Below are 17,104 nucleotides of genomic sequence, written 5' to 3' on the forward strand. Positions count from 1 at the left end.
AAAACACTTATTTTTCACGGCGACACGGTATAATGGCGGTAAGTTCTGCTATTCAATTATTCAGATTACGGAAAACCATGAGCAAAGTTTTTACCTTTCTAAAAGGCATGGCGATGGGTGCCGCTGACGTGGTGCCTGGCGTTTCAGGCGGTACAATCGCTTTTATTACAGGGATCTACGATACACTACTTGAAAGTATTCGACGTGTTAACCCAAGCCTAATTGGCATTTGGCGGGACAAAGGCTTCAAGGCCGCTTTCGAGCATATTAACGGGACATTTTTGATCTTGTTATTATCGGGCATTCTAACCAGTATCTTTACTCTGGCACGCATTATTACATGGATGCTGCATACTCATCCGATCCCGCTGTGGTCATTTTTCTTTGGCCTCATCATCGTCTCGGTGAACCATATGTTCAAACAAATCAAGCACTGGAAGCCCAATCGCTTTCTTTCGGTTGTGGCTGGTGCGATGTTTGCCTACGGAATTACAGTCCTGCACCCACTTAGCCTAGAGCCAACATTACTGAACACCCTTATCGCTGGCTCCATCGCTATTTGCGCCATGATCCTACCCGGCATTTCAGGCAGTTTTATCCTGTTGCTACTGGGGATGTACACCCCTATCCTTGCAGCAGCCAAATCACTCGACATCGTAACACTTGGGACGTTTGCCTCCGGCTGTCTGCTGGGTCTATTAAGCTTCTCCCACGTTTTGTCCTGGGTACTTCGCCGCCATCGTGATATCGCCCTAACATTCCTGACGGGCTTAATGATAGGTACGCTCAGTAAAATTTGGCCTTGGAAAGAAACCTTGACCTGGAGAACAAATTCTAGTGGCCAGCAGGTTCCGTTGTTAGAGCAGAACCTTTCGCCATTAAACTTTGAGCAAATTACCGGACAGCCTGCACTGCTAGGCTACGCCATTGCTGCAATGCTAGTGGGAATTGGTATTGTCTGGGCGCTTGAAAAAGTCGCTGAAAAATAACTGCTTACTTCACCTTGCCCTGCTTATCCGGGGCAAGGTTTACACAATTCCCACGAACGAACAGCTTAACTTCAACGCCCCTCACAAAATTATCTCGTCACCAATTGCCCCCACTATTATCGTGATATCATTCACAAAGTCATTACAAGCACGGACCAAATGTAAATAATGAAAAAGAGCACATGGAAGCCAATAGCCAACCTCGTATTTATCGTAGCCGTCGGTTGGGGCGGATACCAGGTGTCTGAAATCGGTAAAAACAAGACTGACAAGCAACAACAGCAAATTGACTATTGTCAGCTCAGCACTCAAGTTTGTGAACAAAACAACGCATCTGTTACACTTGCTACTGATGTAATCAACCCAATGCAAAACACTGAAATCAATGTCCAATGGCCTGACTTACCGGCTGAAACCGATCATTTAGTACTCACATTGGAAGGTCATGAAATGATGATGGGCGTCTATCAGTTACAATTATCACGCACCGCCAGCGGTGGGTTTTCTGGCGACCTGACACTCCCGTTTTGCACATCGGATGAAATGACTTGGCAAGGGAATATTAAGCCCTTGTCTGACCAAGAAAAAATCACACCTATCAACGTTTCAATAAGGATGGTCAAGTGAAGTTTCAGTGGATTGTACTCGCACTCGCACTTTCAGCAGGTTTAATTACCCAGTATATTGTTGGCTCCAAGGATCCTGCTTTAGCTGAAGCCAGTTACCCTATGAATATTCTTGAGAGCGGTCAAGAAGCTGTTGACCTTTATGACGAGGAAGACTCGCGTCTACGAGTTATCTACTTTGGCTATACCCACTGCCCTGATGTCTGTCCGACCTCATTGGCTGTACTTTCTGCTGCACTGAAAGAGCTCGATAATAAACAACTGGAAAATCTCTGGCCTATTTTTATCACCCTGGATCCAGATCGTGATACTCCTGAGAAAAGTGCCGAGTACGCACAATATTTCCACAAAAATATTATTGGAATGACAGGGACAGAACAACAAACAAAGGCACTCGCTGAGAAATATGGTGTTCTTTATATGCGAACTGAGTTAAAAGACTCTGCCCTTGAATACGCTGTTGACCACAGCTCATATTTTTATTTCCTCAAACCTGACGGAACCTTGGTTGAAAAAGTTCAACATACATTGAATCCACAGATTATTGTCGAGACGATAGAACGACTTTTATCCAAGACATCATAAAATCAAATAACTAAGCTTTTATACCCGCTCCGGCGGGTTTTCTCGTTTTTGAGAGACCTTTTTTAGCTATAAATAGGTGACAAAGAAGAAATTTGAGCAGCATATGCCATACTAATTCTGCCGACTGATAACATTTAACACTCGGTCTGTAGTGGCAAACAAAGGAGAAGAAAGAAAAATGAACCGTTCATTATCTATCCTTACCGGTATTATTCTGAGTGCGACACTGATTGGTTGTTCAAGCTCAGATGAAGTTGATCAAATGCAGCAACTTACCAACAAAGTAGATATGCTCTCTGATCAGGTAGGTGCTCTGCAAAGTCAGCAAGATCAAATGGCAGGTGCAGTTAATGATGCACGTGCTGCTTCTGACGCAGCGTATCAAGAAGCAATGCGAGCGAACCAGCGAATCGATAATATCGCGAGTTCGTACAGCAAATAAATCAAAAAGTGGCGCTTCTTGCGCCACTCCTTTTATTTAGGTTGCTCAAACCACACCCACCGACTCAAGAAAACTATATCCTCTTCCTCGAACCGTTTTAATATGCTGCTTAGACAAGCCAGACTGCACCATCTTACGACGAATGTTACTTATGTGCATATCAAGATTACGATCAAAAGGGCTTAACTCCTTTTTGAGCACTTCCTTTTGTAACTCTGCTTTTGATACCACAACACCGTGCTGGTTTATCAAATACTCGATAAGTTCAGACTCAGTCCCCGTTAAAGGCAACCGAGAAATCTGCTGGCTAAGATCTGTTTGGCAATGATTAATACTCTGCCTCTGACGTTCCAGGCCGACACGCCTCAATATTACAGTAATACGCGCTAATAATTCAGGCACCCGAAAAGGTTTTGCTAGATATTGATCAGCACCGGCCTGCAACCCCTCTAACATTGAAGGTTCATCGCCTAACGCCGTCAGCATCATTATTGGTGTAGCAAATCGCTGGCAAACTCGGCGAGCAACCTGCAGGCCATCAATGTTAGGCAACATCACATCAAGCAAAACAAGATCAACGGCATTACTCTGCATGTATGCGAGTGCATTTTCACCACAATGCTCGCAATGAACATCATAGCCTTCTTCAGTCAGTACTTCTTTTAGCAATTCACACAGTTGAATATCATCATCAACAACTAGGATCTGGGACACAAACTAACACCCAAAGAAAAACAATTCGCATTATTATCCTTATTGTCATTTAGTTCAATAATGATAACAAAAATACTTATTCCACCTTTTTAAGTGGACAAAAACTCCGCAGCCGTCCCCGCTTGTCTATGCCGATTTATCCAGCCCGATAGCTTAACAAAGCTAGCTATACTTAGCGTTCAACACTCATTTCATATCGCCTTATTTGAAAAAATTATTGACGTTTTTTTGATATTGAACTAAATCAATCTATCTGAGATTACATGACTTTTTCATTACGTACAGTATTGACTTTGTTGAATCCGGCATGGGGATTAGGCTCAAAGCATTTCCCACAGAGTTATTCACAGCTTCTGTGGATAAACAATTTATCCCCAGCCCAATATCAAAGTCATACAACGAAAAAAACGTTGCAAAATACCTACTTTTAGCGGGTTCTCTGCTGATTGATACTCTACCTTATAAAAGTAGATACAACGTACCATCTCACAATTAACGGTAATATCATTGCAGACTGCCTTAAAAACCATCATTGTCATAAGGACTTTGCTAATACTGAATTCAAACAGCCTACTGGACAGCTATCACCAGTGTAGCCCTTGGCGACTAAAGTATAAGGATTCGTTGAGATGCATACATCAGACATACTCATTCAAAATATTTTGCTACAAAACAAGGAAGACCTGCATCAAATTCTGATTGAAAGTGGTCAGTTCAAAACAATAGCTCCAATGAGTAAAGCGCTAGACCACACCTGTAAAGTACTTGATGGCGAAGGAGGCATGGCAATTGCCCCATTTTGCGAGCCGCATGTCCATTTAGATACCACGCAAACAGCAGGTGAACCAAGCTGGAATATTTCCGGAACATTGTTCGAAGGTATCGAGCGCTGGGCGGAAAGAAAGTCCATGCTATCTCTTGAGGATGTAAAACAACGAGCCAAGCAAACGCTAAAATGGCAAATTGCCAATGGTGTCCAGCATGTACGCACCCATGTCGACGTTTCTGATCCAACACTGATAGCGCTAAAAGCGATGCTTGAAGTCAAAGAGGAAATGAAGCAATGGGTTGATATCCAAATTGTTGCTTTTCCTCAAGAGGGCATACTCTCCTACCCTAACGGCAAAGAATTACTCGAAGAAGCAGTGAAACTTGGCGCTGATGTGATTGGCGCGATTCCCCATTTTGAATTCACGCGCGAGTATGGCGTTGAATCGCTACACTACGTATTTGAACTCGCCCGCAAGTACGACCGACTTATTGATGTGCACTGCGATGAAATTGATGATGAGCAATCACGTTTTGTTGAAACACTGGCCGCCCTGGCTCATAAATTCGAAATGGGAAACAAGGTAACAGCCAGCCATACAACCGCCATGCACTCATACAACGGCGCCTACGCTTCACGCTTATTTCGTTTGCTAAAAATGTCGGGTATCAGCTTCGTTGCCAACCCTCTGGTGAATATTCACCTACAGGGCCGCTTTGATGATTACCCCAAACGACGTGGTATTACCCGGGTCAAAGAAATGCTGACGGCTGATATCAATGTCTGCTTTGGCCACGATGATGTCTTTGACCCGTGGTATCCACTTGGCACAGCAAACATGATGCAGGTGCTCCATATGGGGTTACATATATGCCAGGTAATGGGTTACGACCAAATCAACAATTCACTGGCTTTAATTAGCACTAACTCAGCGCGTACGCTTAATATCCAACACCACTATGGTATTGAAGAAGGCAAGCCAGGTAACCTGCTGATCTTACCTGCTGAGAATGGTTTTGATGCTGTTCGTCGCCAGGTCCCGGTGCGGTATTCAGTCCGTCAAGGCAAGATAATTGCACAAACTCAACCTGCAACGACACAAATTTGCCTAGGAGAAAACAGCGAAGAAGTGACTTTCCGCCGATAGCTACTATTGTGAATAAAGCCACCGTTCCATTTTGGTGGCTTTATTCGAATCACTTACCCTTCTCTAATCCCTGCCCCGCAACGAGCCCAGCAAGCAATAATCATCAATAATATCACCCCCCAGGCGCTTGCTCCGCCACTGGCTGACTTCAAATTGCAGTTATTGTGTGAAATACCAGAAGAGTTAAGGTTACAGTCACTATTAACAAGCTCATCTTCTTTTCCGTCACCGGAGCCTGTATTACCACCAGAGCCCGTAACACTACCGGATTCTGCATCACCACCCGAATCATCTGTACTTCCCTCTGGCGATGTCGAAGAGGATTCTTCGGCTGTAATAAAGTCGGGCTTGGTAACTGGCTTTTCAGGGATGGAACCGACAATCGATAGAATCCAAGGATAATAGGTGCCAATCCGTGTATAAAAACTAGGACGCACAAGCGAGCCACAAACCAGCTTACCTATAGGGCCACCGCTGACAATACCAAACTGCACCCATTCTCCCAGCTCATTCTGTGCTCTTAGAGGCCCGCCACTATCTCCCTTGCATGAATCCGAGCCAAATTCCAGCGAATTACCATCGCTATCAAAAATGACCGATGGCGGTAGCGTACAGATCTTTGTTCTGTTCATTGGGCTATCAATGATGTAATGAGCGTCGTTTCCAAGCTCTAGACGAGTAAAACATTCATCCATTGGAACAAATGATAGCTTAGCTTCCAGCAATCTTTTTGATACCCCACCTCCATTTGTCTGAGTTGATCCCCAACCGGATACTTTTGTATTCTCAGGTCGTTCTTTATCAGACCACTGCAACCCTAACTGAATATCGAGTTCATCAGCATCTTTATCCGTTGCCAGAGCAACATGATTAATATTCACAGAGAAAGGCTTATCAACTCGCAATAAAGCTAGGTCATTCTCTAATGCCGTACTGATCACCTCGGTAAGCATAGAGCCATCAGGCTGGAGGGTTTCTTTGAGAATGATCTGGGGGGAGTATTTGGGATAAACGACAACATGAGAAACCGCGTATAACGTTGCAACGTCTTCAACAACACTACTTGTTGTCCCTACCATCACACTCAACTGACTGGGAGGAATCACGATAAACTTACCATCATCCCCCTGTCGAACAACACAATGTGCGGCAGTAAGCACCCAGCGTTGGTTAACAACGGTTCCGCCGCAAGTATGGCTTAGCTGATTTGAACTTAGACGAATCGAGGCCATCCAGCTATAGTCTTGACTAGGTTTAACGGGCGTGCCACCGACTACATAACCAGTAACATCTGAAGCTATTGCCTGGCCAATATATAACAGGCATAAGCCTATTGAGGCGAGTAAGTGCCTAACTGTCATTACGTTCAATCCCCGGCAAATAAAAGCAGTAATTTACCAATGGATATAAAAGTGAATATGAGAAAAAAGATGTTATGCGAGGATATTCGAATTAATTTACCCCGTAACATAAGTAAGCAACATTTATCAGTTAATCTGATCCAATTTTATTGTTTACCTTTCGAACATTAATAACGCTGGGCTTGTGAAACAAACCCAGTCTTCCAAAGCAACGCTCCCGTTAGAGTGCCTGAAGTGAGGCACAGCTTACTTCTTTATAAGCAATATCCACGTACAGCCCACCAACTTCAGCGGCTAATTTAGGATAAAATCCATTGCTTGACGCCGTTTTAACTTTATCAAGATCAATCGTATAAACCGCCAAACCGAGCATATTAATCTCACTCGGCAGGCAGCTGCTTGAATTTCCGCTTTGGAAGCAAACCTGATCAGTGATATCAATTCTGCCGCAAGTCTCTCCCTCAACCGAGATTCCCAGATTTTCAAGTGTAGACTTTGAAGCAACTGGCAGACCGTCTGGCGACGTATTCCCCTGGCTTGCACTTGTAATTACAGCAATGTCGTAGTAACCGGGATCCAATGTTCCTAGCTTACTGGCTACCTGCGCCCCCGTAACCGTAAACACTTTAGTATTCCCTTGCGCTAAATCTTTGACATCATCTTCATCACAGCCCGCCAAAGCAAGTATAGATAGTAAAAAAACAGCCTTCTTCATCACTCGTCCCTACATCGTCTTATAATATTAATTTAAGGCAATTATGATTTTATCCTTATCTCTACATTATTACAGCCTTTCAACAACAATGAGCAAATAATTGATAGCTTAAGGCGGCTATTTCTCTTCAACCAGGTCGCTCGATAACGGGCAAAAAACGACCAGCGCCGATAAAGATGTTCACTTACCATACAATTCACTATCTGCTTAGGCTTATTTGTGTGACCTAAAGCAGGATTTCTTTCCTTATCGAAAAATGCTGGCATAATAATGCCACAACAAATCTACGGACAAATCCCTATGACTATTGAAAACATCGTTAAGCAGCGTGCTGACGCAAAATGTGAACTTTGTTCATCTGAAGATAACTTGAGCGTATATGAAGTGCCTGCTTCTCCGGACACAACTGCTGGTAGCTGTGTGATGGTCTGTGGTACTTGCCGAGGTCAAATTGAAGATGCTGATACAATGGATCAGAATCACTGGCGCTGCCTGAACGATAGCATGTGGAGCCAGGTTCCTGCTGTTCAGGTTATGGCTTACCGTATGCTGAAACGTCTTTCGGCTGAAACGTGGGCGCAAGATCTTCTTGATATGCTTTACCTAGAAGAAGACACAATTGAGTGGGCTGAAAAAGGGATCGCACTAGAAGCACTAGACTCTATTCAAACACTAGATGTGAATGGCACTCCGCTTCAGGCTGGTGACAACGTCACTATCATCAAAGACCTGCCTGTTAAAGGGTCTAGCCTGGTTGTTAAGCAAGGCACCGCTGTTCGTGGCATTCGCCTAACAGACAATCCTCTGCACATCACAGGTAAAGCAGCCGGTACCAACATGGTAATCATCGCCGCGTACTGTAAAAAAATGTAATTTACGTTCGCAGTAACGATGAATCACCAAAGGCGCTATCTAGCGCCTTTGGTGTTTATGAGGCTACCTAATTCATAAATTAGCAGTATTATTTATCGGACCATATCGCAAGCTCGTTGCCGCTTGGCTCGGTAAAATGAAAACGACGCCCACCCGGAAATGAAAAGATAGGTCTAACAATAACCCCGCCCGCCTTTTTGACATTTTGCAGCGAAGTCTCCAGCTCCTGACTGTAAAGCACAACCAAAGCGCCGCCATTAGCTGTGGTCGAACTCAATGCCGACTGAAAAAAGCCGCCATCTAACCCTTGATTGGAAAATGCGGAATAGTCTTCACCATAATCAACAAACTCCCAACCAAATGCCTGAGTAAAAAAAGCCTTTGTCGCAGAAAGATCCACTGCAGGGAATTCAACATAATTGATTTTTTCATGCGATTCTTTTTGGGAATTATCCATATTTCACCTCTTGAGATTGATTACCCCACCTTTATTTGTCTAAAGCTTACACAGGTTGGTGATTTTAATCTCAGAGGCTGGTCAAGTGAAAACAGTCCTGCCCCAGAAATTTTCACAATCATGTTTGCTCTCTGATAAAAAACATGGTTAGAATAGCGGGAAAATTAATAACAGCATCATTTGCTGTTTAGTCAAACATATTAAACGAATTTTAGTACGTTAGTCGGGGAGCCTTTGGCTGAGACCATTTCGATGGGACCCGTTGAACCTGATCCATTTAATAATGGCGTAGGGAACTAGCAACCGTGTCTCTCTGCGCCCTTCTCTCCTGTGGCCTTTCTTTGACACCTGCTACCCTGCGCTCAACTTTAGGGGTAGTTATGGCGATTCCATCAAAAACACCAATCACACTAACGATTGCCGGCTCTGATAGTGGCGGCGGTGCTGGCATCCAAGCCGACATCAAGGCTATTTCGGCAACAGGAAGTTACGCCTGCTCCGTCATCACTGCATTGACGGCACAGAACACTCAAGGAGTGTCTGGTATCCTGGCCGTCGAACCCGAGTTTGTCGAACAGCAACTTGATAGTGTCTTTACTGATCTTGATGTCAAAGCTGTAAAAGTTGGCATGCTAAGTGACACCAATATTATCCGTGTAGTTGCCGCCAAGCTCCGTCAATACCAGCCTAAATATCTCGTTGTCGATCCTGTCATGGTCGCGACCAGCGGTGACCTCCTACTGCAACAAGATGCTATTTCAAGCCTGAAATCAGAACTGTTGCCGCTAGCTGATGTTATTACCCCTAATCTACCTGAAGCAGCAGCCCTACTGGGTGTCGCTATTCCTCACAGCGAGCAGGAAATGGCGAATATGATAGACGGTTTACGTGAAATCGGCGCTAAATCCGTTCTTCTCAAAGGCGGTCACCTGGAACAGGACACCAACAGTACCGACCTGCTTATTCTGGCTAATGATGTGGTCCGCATGAGCACACCTCGAATTCCAACTAACAATACCCACGGAACCGGCTGCACGCTTTCTTCAGCAATCGCATCGTTTCTTGCCCAGGGTATTGAGCTAACAACTGCCGTCCAATACGCAAAATCCTATATCACAAAGGCTATCAGCCACGCTGGCGAACTTGAAATTGGCTCGGGTCATGGGCCTGTACACCACTTCTTTACCGGTCACTACCAACCGGAATAAGGACAATGGCTATGTCTGTATCTGCAACAACAACCACTCACTCTCGTGCTGTCGAAGTTCGTATGCAGCACGTCTCGCTGACATACAAAGATGCCAATGATGCGCTGTTCGCGGATCTGAATCTGACCCTGCCTGCCGGTGAGTGGACATGCCTGCTGGGTAAAAGTGGCTGTGGTAAAACAACACTGCTAAGGCAACTTGCAGGGCTTAACAAAGATCGTGTCAATTGGCATGGCAGCCTTGTCACATCCGATAATAAGTCGCTGTCTGAACGTATTGCCTATATGGCTCAGCAAGATCTTTTGCTGCCATGGCTGTCAGTGATGGATAACGTTTGCCTGAGCCATCGTTTCGGTTCGTCTCCCTCCCTTCGGGATCAGGATAAAGCCGTCAGGCTGCTTCAGGCAGTAGGGTTAGAATCCTACGCGACAGCAATGCCCAATCAGCTTTCTGGCGGAATGCGCCAGCGGGTAGCACTGGCCAGAACGTTGATGCAGGACAAGCCGCTGGTGCTTATGGATGAGCCATTCTCGGCACTTGATGCCGTGACACGCCATAAGTTGCAGACTTTATCAGCCGAGCTTCTCAAAAACCGTACTGTATTGCTGATCACCCACGACCCTCAAGAAGCACTGCGCCTCGGGCACAATATCTACATCATGACTGGCAAGCCTGCCAAACTCATTGAACTAAATACGCCACCATCAGTACCACCGAGGCAATTTGATGCCCAAATGGCTGCCCACCAACAGACCATTATCGAGCAACTGGAGCAGGATTATGGCTGAACAACCCACTACCAATACCATGACCGAGTCAGTCCAAATCCGGCATCTAGTACCGGAACAGCACCGCGGGCTATCACAAAGCCTGATGCGCATTCTGATCAGCTTTGCTGTGATTATGGGTTTATGGCAGGCCTCTGTCGTAACATTCGACATGCCGGCCTTCATTTTGCCTGGCCCGGCTGCAGTCTTAAGTAAGTTAATCGAACGCTCTGAGGTGTTATGGCACCACACAATAGTCACTAGTACCGAAGTTATACTCGGACTGTTGCTTGGTTTATTTATGGGGCTGTTTTTTGCATTGCAAATGTTGCTGTTTGCCCCGTTACGCCGCTGGCTACTGCCAATTCTTATCACCAGTCAGGCAATTCCCGTCTTTGCTATCGCTCCGATTCTGATGCTGTGGCTGGGATATGGTATTGCCTCGAAAGTTGTCATGGCCGCCCTGATTATCTTTTTCCCGGTAACAACCTGCTGTTATGACGGCCTTCGTCATACACCTTCAGGATATCTGGATCTGGCCAAAACCATGGGCGCAACGCGCTGGCAGCTCCTATGGAAAATTCGTTTACCGGCGGCTCTGCCAGCTTTGGCCTCAGGCATTCGAGTCGCAGTTGTCGTCGCTCCAATCGGCGCAGTAATTGGTGAATGGGTAGGCTCCAGCGAAGGTCTTGGCTATTTAATGCTTCAGGCAAACGCCCGAATGTTTGTCGACGAAATGTTTGCCGCCCTTTTTATCCTGGCTTTCTTTTCAGTCAGCCTCTATTTCACCGCCGATGTATTGCTGAAAAAAGCAATTCCGTGGCAAAGCAAATAACACCAACAAAGCCTGGCTATCAGGCGAATAAGCAATAAAAATAACAACTTAAGGACAGGAACAATCAATGAAAAAGCATTTACTCCATGGATTTGCTGCACTTTCTCTATCTATGGCCTCATTCAATGCGGCAGCAGAAAAAGTCACCCTGATGCTGGACTGGTTCGTCAACCCCAACCACGGCCCTATTATCCTGGCCCAGGAAAAAGGCTGGTTTGCCGAACAAGGTCTTGAGGTCGAGATTCAGGAACCAACTGATCCAAGTATTCCAGACAAGCTTGTTGCCGCAGGCAAGATTGATATGGCCGTTTCGTACCAAAGCACACTTATTTCAAGTACTGCAGCCGGTTTGCCAGTCGTACGCTCGGCCACTCTTATCTCCGGGCCACTCAATTCTCTGATTGTGCTTGATAAATCAGGTGTTAAGAGTCTTGCAGATCTGGAAGGCAAACAAATTGGTGTCGCGATTGGCGGTAACGAAGATGCAACTATTGGTACCATGTTAAGATCTGCCAATGTCAGCATGGATAGCGTAAAAATCATTAACGTTGGCTGGGCGCTTTCATCTTCTCTCGCTTCCGGCAAAGTGGATGCGATTTGGGGCGGATTGAGAAACTTCGAACTGAATCAACTAGAGCTGGAAGGCTACAAAGCAACGGCATTCTACCCTGAAGAGCACGGTGTTCCACCCTATGATGAGCTGATCTTCGTAGCCAACAAACACAAGTACAGCCCGGAAACAGTGAGTAAATTCAATAAGGCTATCGAAAAAGCAACTGTCTACCTGATCAACCATCCTGAAAAGGCCTGGCAGGAGTTCGTTGCATATTCTCCCGATACTCTGAATAACGATCTCAACCGTAATGCCTGGGAAGATACCCTTACCCGTTTTGCATTGCGTCCGGGAGCTGTTGAACTGAAACGATATGACGAATATGCCGAGTTCATGAAGCAGCACAAAATCATCACAACCCTGCCGCAGGCTAAAGATTACGTATTAACGTACTAATCACTTCATGGCTTTATTTAACAAGGACTTCCAGTGAATCATCAAGACCTTATCAAAGCCTGCCAGCAAGACTGGCAAGCTTACACCGAACATAGCTTTGTTACTCAACTTGCTAAAGGTGAACTGAATAAAAGTGCCTATCTTCATTATCTTAAACAGGACTTTTTATTCCTCAAACACTATGCACGAGCCTATGCGCTCGCTATCTTCAAAGGACGCACCCTTGCAGAAATGCGTGAACCGTTACCAAGCCTAACGGCTTTGCTTGATTCCGAGATGTCCCATCATGTCGAATACTGCGCCAAGTGGGGATTGACCGAGTCTGACATGGAAGGTGAACCAGAAGATTTCGGTACCGTCAGCTACACTCGCTATGTCCTTGATACCGGGATGGCAGGGGATCGTGTTGATCTCTTTGCCGCCCTCGCTCCTTGCGCGATTGGCTATGCCGAGATCGGTACTCAGCTCCTTAACTGGTCTGAAACAAAACTTGACGGTAACCCTTACCAAAGCTGGATCCAACTATACAGCGGTGAAGAGTTCCAGTCTGGCGTTCGTGAGACCATAAAACGCCTTGACGAGATGCTGACTGAAATTTCGCTAGACAGCCAACGCGGTCAAAGACTGTGCGAGATCTTTAAAACAGCGACTCGTATGGAGGTTGCCTTTTGGCAACAAGGCCTGAACGCTTCTGATAGCTAATTCGAGCATTTAGCAATTCTTATCAATATCAGGTGCCTATTCGCAGGCACCTGATACTTTTTGTCCATCAAGCATAGTCAGTAACACAGACAGGGCATCATCAATCATTTCGTATTGCCGAGCTTTCCCCAGTACTCTTATTCCCTGCATCTGCATCACCAAGAAATGGCTAAGCCTCGCCGGTTCAACACTTGTATTCAGCTCTTCCCGTCGCTGCGCATTTTCAATCGCATTCTTAAAGCTATCGGATAGTGTCTGATAAAGCAGACTTCCGGCTTCCAGCACGTCATCATCACTGTATGCCCGCTCCAAAATGGCATTCTGCATAAAACAACCGCATTTTTGCTCCCGTTGCAAATCGGCGAAGCATGTCAGATACGCAACAATGTCCTGGTAACCCGCGTCAGCAGACAGACTATCTGAAAGCATCGGAAATGATATTTTCTTCAGGTAATAGTCCAGCGCTTCCCGATACAACGACTCCTTATCGGTATACGTGTTGTAAAGACTGAACCGGTTGATTCCAAGATGGTTAACCAGGTCTGCAACTGAGGTTTCCGCGTAGCCTTTTTGCCAAAAAAGCTCCATCGCCAACAGCAGTTTTTCCTCGCGGTCAAAATTCTTCGATCTGGCCATTCCTATTCCTCGCCAAAAAAAGATCAAATCATACTTGACTGATCGTTCCGTTATTGAGTAGATTTTAAACTAAACGAACGTTCAGATAAAGGAAGTATAATGAAAATTTATGAACTAGGGCCGGCACCAAGTGCTCGCCGAGTCAGTATCTTTCTGGCCGAAAAAGGAATTGACGTTGAACGTCAGCAAGTCGATATTCGTGGGGGCGAAAACCTCAGCGAGACATTCAGGGCAATAAGTCTCAATGGGCAAATCCCTGTCCTTGAACTCGATGACGGCACCACAATCTGTGAGTCAGTTGCAATTTGTCGTTACTTTGACGAAGCCTTCCCTACAGAGCAGTCACTCTTCGGCAATAGCGCACTCGAAAAAGCCCAAATTGAAATGTGGCAACGCTTGGTCGAACTACGTGGCCTGCTGGTAGCAATGCAAGCCTTCCGTAACATCAGCGGCATCTATCAAGACAGAGAAAACTGCATAACGGCCTGGGGGGAAGAATCTCGCCAGCGGTTAGTTGATTTCCTACCGACGCTTGAGAAACAACTCTCAAAAACAACCTATGTTGCCGGTGACAATTTCAGTATTGCTGACATTACTGCAGTCATATTGTGCGATTTCATGAAAAATCTAGAAATCCATATCGATGAAAACTTACCAAACTTACAACGCTGGTATCAGCTAGTTAGCACACGTCCTTCAGTTAAAGGTTAAAAGGAATTAGTATGATAGATCTCTACACAGCAGCCACGCCAAACGGCCATAAAATCTCTATCGCGCTGGAAGAAATGGGGCTTGAATACCGAGTCCACCCACTCGACCTGATGGCGGCGGAACAAAAACAGCCAGAATTTACTGCCATTAACCCAAACGGTCGAATTCCTGCCATCGTCGACACAGAAAACGACAATTTCGCTGTTTTTGAATCCGGTGCCATCTTGTTGTACCTGGCTGAGAAAACTGGAAAGTTCTTGCCTGAGGATCCTAAAAAGCGCTCTCAGGTTATTCAGTGGCTGATGTTTCAGATGGGCGGTGTGGGACCAATGATGGGGCAGGCAAATGTGTTCTATCGTTATTTCCCGGAGACCATTCCGGCGGCAATAGAAAGATACCAGCACGAGGGCCGACGCTTGTTCGAGGTCATGGATAAACAGCTGGCCAAACATGCCTATCTCGCTGGTGATGAATATACCATCGCAGATATGGCAACCTGGCCATGGGTTCGAATCTATGAATGGAGCGGAATTGATATCGACGGCCTGGAGCATTTGCAACGCTGGCTCAATGAACTTGCCGAACGCCCTGCTTGTCAGAAAGGTATTCTTGTTCCGCCGCCATCAGAACTGAGTGACGAAGAGAAGGCTGCTGAAATTAGAAAAATGGTGACCCGATAACTGAGCTTAGGGTCTGTTGATCTTCATCATCTTTGTGACAGGTGAAAATAGAGAGATGAACAGACCCGGGTAAGCAACGATCTAGAGTGCGGTTTGCTAAGTAGTAATCAAATGTTCGTTGAAACCCAGTTCGACCAGTGATTCAAATGCTTGCCAGATATCGTCAGGAATATGTTGTGGCATTGAATACCCCAGAGCCGGATAATCTTTGATTCGCTGAAGATCGCCTACCATAACGTTTATGACATCGCTGTAGGTGAGCAATTCATTTGGATACTCATCGAAACTGATAGGCGGCGATGTCACCATCACTTGCTTGCCCGGCCACTGCTGCATAAATGTGGCGTAGGTTCTCCTCTCCATAAATGGCTTTTGAACCAATATCAGCGTTTTAGGGTCAAGCCCCTTATCTTCCAATAGCACCTTGGTAAAAAGAATGTTTTCACCGGTATTCGTCGACTGGGGTTCAATAAGAATAGATTCTTTGGGTACGCCCATATCCGCAGCAACCAGAGCAAAGGCCTCTGCTTCCGACTCACTGAACATCCCACTGGTCAATTCACCTACCCCGCCAGAAAAGACGATATAAGGCGCATAGCCGTCTAGGTACAATTTTGCTGCATACTCGGCTACACGAATATCGTTACTGCACAGAACAAAAATACAATCACTTTTCTCAAGCTGATCATTGAGTAAGTGGTAGTTCCAGACTTTCTTAGCCAGAGAGTGAACCTGTGATGCCATATATCCGTCCTTGAACTGAAACCGCTGGACCCACTTTGAATCCAGCATATTGAGGTAGTTTGTGTATTACTTTGCACAGCTAGAATGAAGTTAGCATTACAATACCAGCGAATACCACTTTGAGATCTGGCTAGACGCGATGCCACCAGTCCGGGACGATGTTACAGCTGGCTTCACCAGAGCTTAGCCAACCCTGCTCTCCCTCAATAGTCAGTTGAAGCTGCATAGTACGCTCAACCATCGCTTCCAGCTCGGCTAATGTCTCATCCTTGATGAAAACGACTGAAACATTCGCATATTGAGTGATCTTGCTTTTGTTTTGCTGCCACCAGACCGAGGCGGCATTGTCGCCATAGGCAAAAATAATCACCTGCTGCGATCGGTGGGAGGCTTTACGAACCCGTTTTTCTTCCGGTAGACCTAGTTCAATCCATAGCTCTATCTCATCACTGAGGTTCTTAATCCACAGATCAGGCTCGTCGGTTTCTGATAGCCCTTTGGTAAATTGCAGCTCTTCATTTGCATTCAAACCCCAGGCAACTAGGCGCAGCATTAGTCGCTGGATTGTTTCCGAAGGGTGACATGCTAATGTGTGCGATTTATCAATATAAACGTGACGGTCCAGATCAGCGACGTTGAACTGGGCCTTATAAATGGTGGCTTTCTGTGCCATAACAAAACACCTGATTTTAAGATGCCTGAAGTGTAGTAAGAATAAGACTAGAGTTCAATTTCTATTGGCTTTTCAACGCAATAACTTGCTTGTTAATAGTGGTCATTTCTCTTGCCAGCTGCTGGCATTCTTGCTTCAGCTCTGTCAGAGGCAACTGGTTGAACTTTTGCTTGTAGTGATTTCCGGCTTTAGCCAGTAACGTTTTCCATTCGACCACATCTACGGCGGACAACTCTTCATTAAGCAACCTTTTGCCCTCCAAGATATAATCTTTGGCTACCACGGCATAATCATCAAAGGCTGTTTGAACATCTTTACTTATACCATTTTCGAGCCGGTTGCAGCCTTGAATCAGAGTCTCTCTTAGTTGATATGTCGTGTATATCCCGACTAGTTTATCTTTCAACACATCTCTTTGTCCTCTCGGACTAGGTGTGGTCGTCACCTCTGAGGCGTGAACT

The 17,104-nt window shown here is 45.6% G+C and carries 21 protein-coding genes and 1 riboswitch; of the genes, 13 read left to right on the forward strand and 8 right to left on the reverse strand.

The window, feature by feature from the left end; genetic code table 11:
• Positions 1-77: 77 nt before the first annotated feature.
• From EIZ48_RS10705 to EIZ48_RS10720, 4 genes are all read left to right on the forward strand, one after another.
• Positions 78-989 carry a polyprenyl-phosphate transporter gene (locus tag EIZ48_RS10705; RefSeq protein ID WP_160650820.1) on the forward strand — a complete coding sequence of 304 codons (912 nt, stop codon included), beginning with the start codon at positions 78-80 and terminating at the stop codon, positions 987-989.
• A gap of 168 nt (positions 990-1,157) precedes the next feature.
• A complete protein-coding gene (locus EIZ48_RS10710; RefSeq protein WP_160650822.1) occupies positions 1,158-1,616 on the forward strand; it encodes a hypothetical protein in 459 nt (152 codons plus the stop codon).
• On the forward strand, positions 1,613-2,200 hold the full coding sequence (locus EIZ48_RS10715; protein WP_160650824.1) for an SCO family protein: 588 nt from the start codon (positions 1,613-1,615) through the stop codon (positions 2,198-2,200). Before EIZ48_RS10710 ends, EIZ48_RS10715 begins: the two co-directional genes overlap by 4 nt.
• A gap of 178 nt (positions 2,201-2,378) precedes the next feature.
• The gene (locus EIZ48_RS10720; RefSeq protein ID WP_036821101.1) at positions 2,379-2,642 is read left to right on the forward strand and encodes an Lpp/OprI family alanine-zipper lipoprotein; all 264 of its coding nucleotides are present in this window, start codon (positions 2,379-2,381) and stop codon (positions 2,640-2,642) included.
• A gap of 45 nt (positions 2,643-2,687) precedes the next feature.
• Here EIZ48_RS10720 and EIZ48_RS10725 read toward each other — a convergent pair whose 3' ends face one another.
• Positions 2,688-3,356: a response regulator gene (locus tag EIZ48_RS10725; protein WP_160650826.1), complete on the reverse strand. Its 669-nt coding sequence runs from the start codon at positions 3,354-3,356 to the stop codon at positions 2,688-2,690.
• 629 nt (positions 3,357-3,985) lie between these two features.
• Between EIZ48_RS10725 and EIZ48_RS10730 the strand changes: the two genes are divergently transcribed.
• Positions 3,986-5,272, forward strand: coding sequence for a cytosine deaminase (locus EIZ48_RS10730; protein WP_160650829.1), 1,287 nt, complete (start codon positions 3,986-3,988; stop codon positions 5,270-5,272).
• 53 nt (positions 5,273-5,325) lie between these two features.
• Here EIZ48_RS10730 and EIZ48_RS10735 read toward each other — a convergent pair whose 3' ends face one another.
• Both EIZ48_RS10735 and EIZ48_RS10740 read right to left on the reverse strand, forming a co-directional pair.
• Positions 5,326-6,633 carry a S1 family peptidase gene (locus EIZ48_RS10735; protein WP_160650832.1) on the reverse strand — a complete coding sequence of 436 codons (1,308 nt, stop codon included), beginning with the start codon at positions 6,631-6,633 and terminating at the stop codon, positions 5,326-5,328.
• 220 nt (positions 6,634-6,853) lie between these two features.
• Positions 6,854-7,348 carry a hypothetical protein gene (locus tag EIZ48_RS10740; RefSeq protein ID WP_160650835.1) on the reverse strand — a complete coding sequence of 165 codons (495 nt, stop codon included), beginning with the start codon at positions 7,346-7,348 and terminating at the stop codon, positions 6,854-6,856.
• A 300-nt stretch (positions 7,349-7,648) separates the two neighbouring features.
• Between EIZ48_RS10740 and EIZ48_RS10745 the strand changes: the two genes are divergently transcribed.
• On the forward strand, positions 7,649-8,221 hold the full coding sequence (locus EIZ48_RS10745) for a PhnA domain-containing protein (protein ID WP_075761912.1): 573 nt from the start codon (positions 7,649-7,651) through the stop codon (positions 8,219-8,221).
• Positions 8,222-8,309: 88 nt separating this feature from the next.
• On the opposite strand, the gene EIZ48_RS10750 is transcribed toward EIZ48_RS10745, so the two are convergent.
• Positions 8,310-8,678 (reverse strand): VOC family protein, encoded by a 369-nt coding sequence (locus EIZ48_RS10750; RefSeq protein WP_160650838.1) that lies wholly within the window; start codon positions 8,676-8,678, stop codon positions 8,310-8,312.
• Positions 8,679-8,892: 214 nt separating this feature from the next.
• Positions 8,893-8,990: riboswitch (TPP riboswitch) on the forward strand.
• Between the two features lie 68 nt (positions 8,991-9,058).
• On the opposite strand from EIZ48_RS10750, the gene thiD reads away from it, so the two are divergent.
• From thiD to tenA, 5 genes are all read left to right on the forward strand, one after another.
• Entirely contained in the window at positions 9,059-9,886 is an 828-nt protein-coding gene (gene thiD / locus EIZ48_RS10755; RefSeq protein ID WP_160650841.1) for a bifunctional hydroxymethylpyrimidine kinase/phosphomethylpyrimidine kinase, read from the forward strand.
• A gap of 11 nt (positions 9,887-9,897) precedes the next feature.
• Positions 9,898-10,674: an ABC transporter ATP-binding protein gene (locus tag EIZ48_RS10760; protein WP_160650844.1), complete on the forward strand. Its 777-nt coding sequence runs from the start codon at positions 9,898-9,900 to the stop codon at positions 10,672-10,674.
• Positions 10,667-11,488 (forward strand): ABC transporter permease, encoded by an 822-nt coding sequence (locus EIZ48_RS10765; protein ID WP_439126575.1) that lies wholly within the window; start codon positions 10,667-10,669, stop codon positions 11,486-11,488. Before EIZ48_RS10760 ends, EIZ48_RS10765 begins: the two co-directional genes overlap by 8 nt.
• Positions 11,489-11,555: 67 nt before the next feature.
• Positions 11,556-12,497, forward strand: a complete 942-nt coding sequence (locus EIZ48_RS10770) for an ABC transporter substrate-binding protein (RefSeq protein ID WP_160650847.1) — start codon at positions 11,556-11,558, stop codon at positions 12,495-12,497.
• 33 nt (positions 12,498-12,530) lie between these two features.
• Positions 12,531-13,199: a thiaminase II gene (gene tenA / locus EIZ48_RS10775; protein WP_160650850.1), complete on the forward strand. Its 669-nt coding sequence runs from the start codon at positions 12,531-12,533 to the stop codon at positions 13,197-13,199.
• A 36-nt stretch (positions 13,200-13,235) separates the two neighbouring features.
• Here tenA and EIZ48_RS10780 read toward each other — a convergent pair whose 3' ends face one another.
• The gene (locus tag EIZ48_RS10780; protein ID WP_160650853.1) at positions 13,236-13,835 is read right to left on the reverse strand and encodes a TetR/AcrR family transcriptional regulator; all 600 of its coding nucleotides are present in this window, start codon (positions 13,833-13,835) and stop codon (positions 13,236-13,238) included.
• Between the two features lie 99 nt (positions 13,836-13,934).
• Here EIZ48_RS10780 and EIZ48_RS10785 point away from each other — a divergent pair, with 99 nt between their 5' ends.
• Together EIZ48_RS10785 and EIZ48_RS10790 are read left to right on the forward strand one after the other, a co-directional pair.
• On the forward strand, positions 13,935-14,546 hold the full coding sequence (locus EIZ48_RS10785; RefSeq protein WP_160650856.1) for a glutathione S-transferase family protein: 612 nt from the start codon (positions 13,935-13,937) through the stop codon (positions 14,544-14,546).
• 11 nt (positions 14,547-14,557) lie between these two features.
• On the forward strand, positions 14,558-15,226 hold the full coding sequence (locus tag EIZ48_RS10790; protein ID WP_160650859.1) for a glutathione S-transferase family protein: 669 nt from the start codon (positions 14,558-14,560) through the stop codon (positions 15,224-15,226).
• Positions 15,227-15,322: 96 nt separating this feature from the next.
• Here the strand turns inward: EIZ48_RS10790 and EIZ48_RS10795 are convergent, their stop codons facing one another.
• The 3 genes from EIZ48_RS10795 to EIZ48_RS10805 all read right to left on the reverse strand — a co-directional run bounded on the left by EIZ48_RS10795 (position 15,323) and on the right by EIZ48_RS10805 (position 17,052).
• Positions 15,323-15,970 (reverse strand): YdcF family protein, encoded by a 648-nt coding sequence (locus tag EIZ48_RS10795; RefSeq protein ID WP_160650863.1) that lies wholly within the window; start codon positions 15,968-15,970, stop codon positions 15,323-15,325.
• Between the two features lie 130 nt (positions 15,971-16,100).
• Positions 16,101-16,643 (reverse strand): YaeQ family protein, encoded by a 543-nt coding sequence (locus EIZ48_RS10800; RefSeq protein WP_160650866.1) that lies wholly within the window; start codon positions 16,641-16,643, stop codon positions 16,101-16,103.
• 61 nt (positions 16,644-16,704) lie between these two features.
• Entirely contained in the window at positions 16,705-17,052 is a 348-nt protein-coding gene (locus EIZ48_RS10805; RefSeq protein WP_160650870.1) for a hypothetical protein, read from the reverse strand.
• Positions 17,053-17,104 lie beyond the last annotated feature (52 nt).

The organism is Photobacterium alginatilyticum (assembly GCF_009910675.1).
Lineage (GTDB): Bacteria > Pseudomonadota > Gammaproteobacteria > Enterobacterales > Vibrionaceae > Photobacterium > Photobacterium alginatilyticum.

Coding starts and splice junctions, on each gene's coding strand:
- EIZ48_RS10705 (WP_160650820.1), top strand. CDS start 78: ATGAGCAAAGTTTTTACCTTTCTAAAAGGCATGGCGATGGGTGCCGCT.
- EIZ48_RS10710 (WP_160650822.1), top strand. CDS start 1,158: ATGAAAAAGAGCACATGGAAGCCAATAGCCAACCTCGTATTTATCGTA.
- EIZ48_RS10720 (WP_036821101.1), top strand. CDS start 2,379: ATGAACCGTTCATTATCTATCCTTACCGGTATTATTCTGAGTGCGACA.
- EIZ48_RS10730 (WP_160650829.1), top strand. CDS start 3,986: ATGCATACATCAGACATACTCATTCAAAATATTTTGCTACAAAACAAG.
- EIZ48_RS10735 (WP_160650832.1), bottom strand. CDS start 6,633: ATGACAGTTAGGCACTTACTCGCCTCAATAGGCTTATGCCTGTTATAT.
- EIZ48_RS10740 (WP_160650835.1), bottom strand. CDS start 7,348: ATGAAGAAGGCTGTTTTTTTACTATCTATACTTGCTTTGGCGGGCTGT.
- EIZ48_RS10745 (WP_075761912.1), top strand. CDS start 7,649: ATGACTATTGAAAACATCGTTAAGCAGCGTGCTGACGCAAAATGTGAA.
- EIZ48_RS10750 (WP_160650838.1), bottom strand. CDS start 8,678: ATGGATAATTCCCAAAAAGAATCGCATGAAAAAATCAATTATGTTGAA.
- thiD (WP_160650841.1), top strand. CDS start 9,059: ATGGCGATTCCATCAAAAACACCAATCACACTAACGATTGCCGGCTCT.
- EIZ48_RS10760 (WP_160650844.1), top strand. CDS start 9,898: ATGTCTGTATCTGCAACAACAACCACTCACTCTCGTGCTGTCGAAGTT.
- EIZ48_RS10765 (WP_439126575.1), top strand. CDS start 10,667: ATGGCTGAACAACCCACTACCAATACCATGACCGAGTCAGTCCAAATC.
- EIZ48_RS10770 (WP_160650847.1), top strand. CDS start 11,556: ATGAAAAAGCATTTACTCCATGGATTTGCTGCACTTTCTCTATCTATG.
- EIZ48_RS10780 (WP_160650853.1), bottom strand. CDS start 13,835: ATGGCCAGATCGAAGAATTTTGACCGCGAGGAAAAACTGCTGTTGGCG.
- EIZ48_RS10785 (WP_160650856.1), top strand. CDS start 13,935: ATGAAAATTTATGAACTAGGGCCGGCACCAAGTGCTCGCCGAGTCAGT.
- EIZ48_RS10790 (WP_160650859.1), top strand. CDS start 14,558: ATGATAGATCTCTACACAGCAGCCACGCCAAACGGCCATAAAATCTCT.
- EIZ48_RS10795 (WP_160650863.1), bottom strand. CDS start 15,970: ATGGCATCACAGGTTCACTCTCTGGCTAAGAAAGTCTGGAACTACCAC.
- EIZ48_RS10800 (WP_160650866.1), bottom strand. CDS start 16,643: ATGGCACAGAAAGCCACCATTTATAAGGCCCAGTTCAACGTCGCTGAT.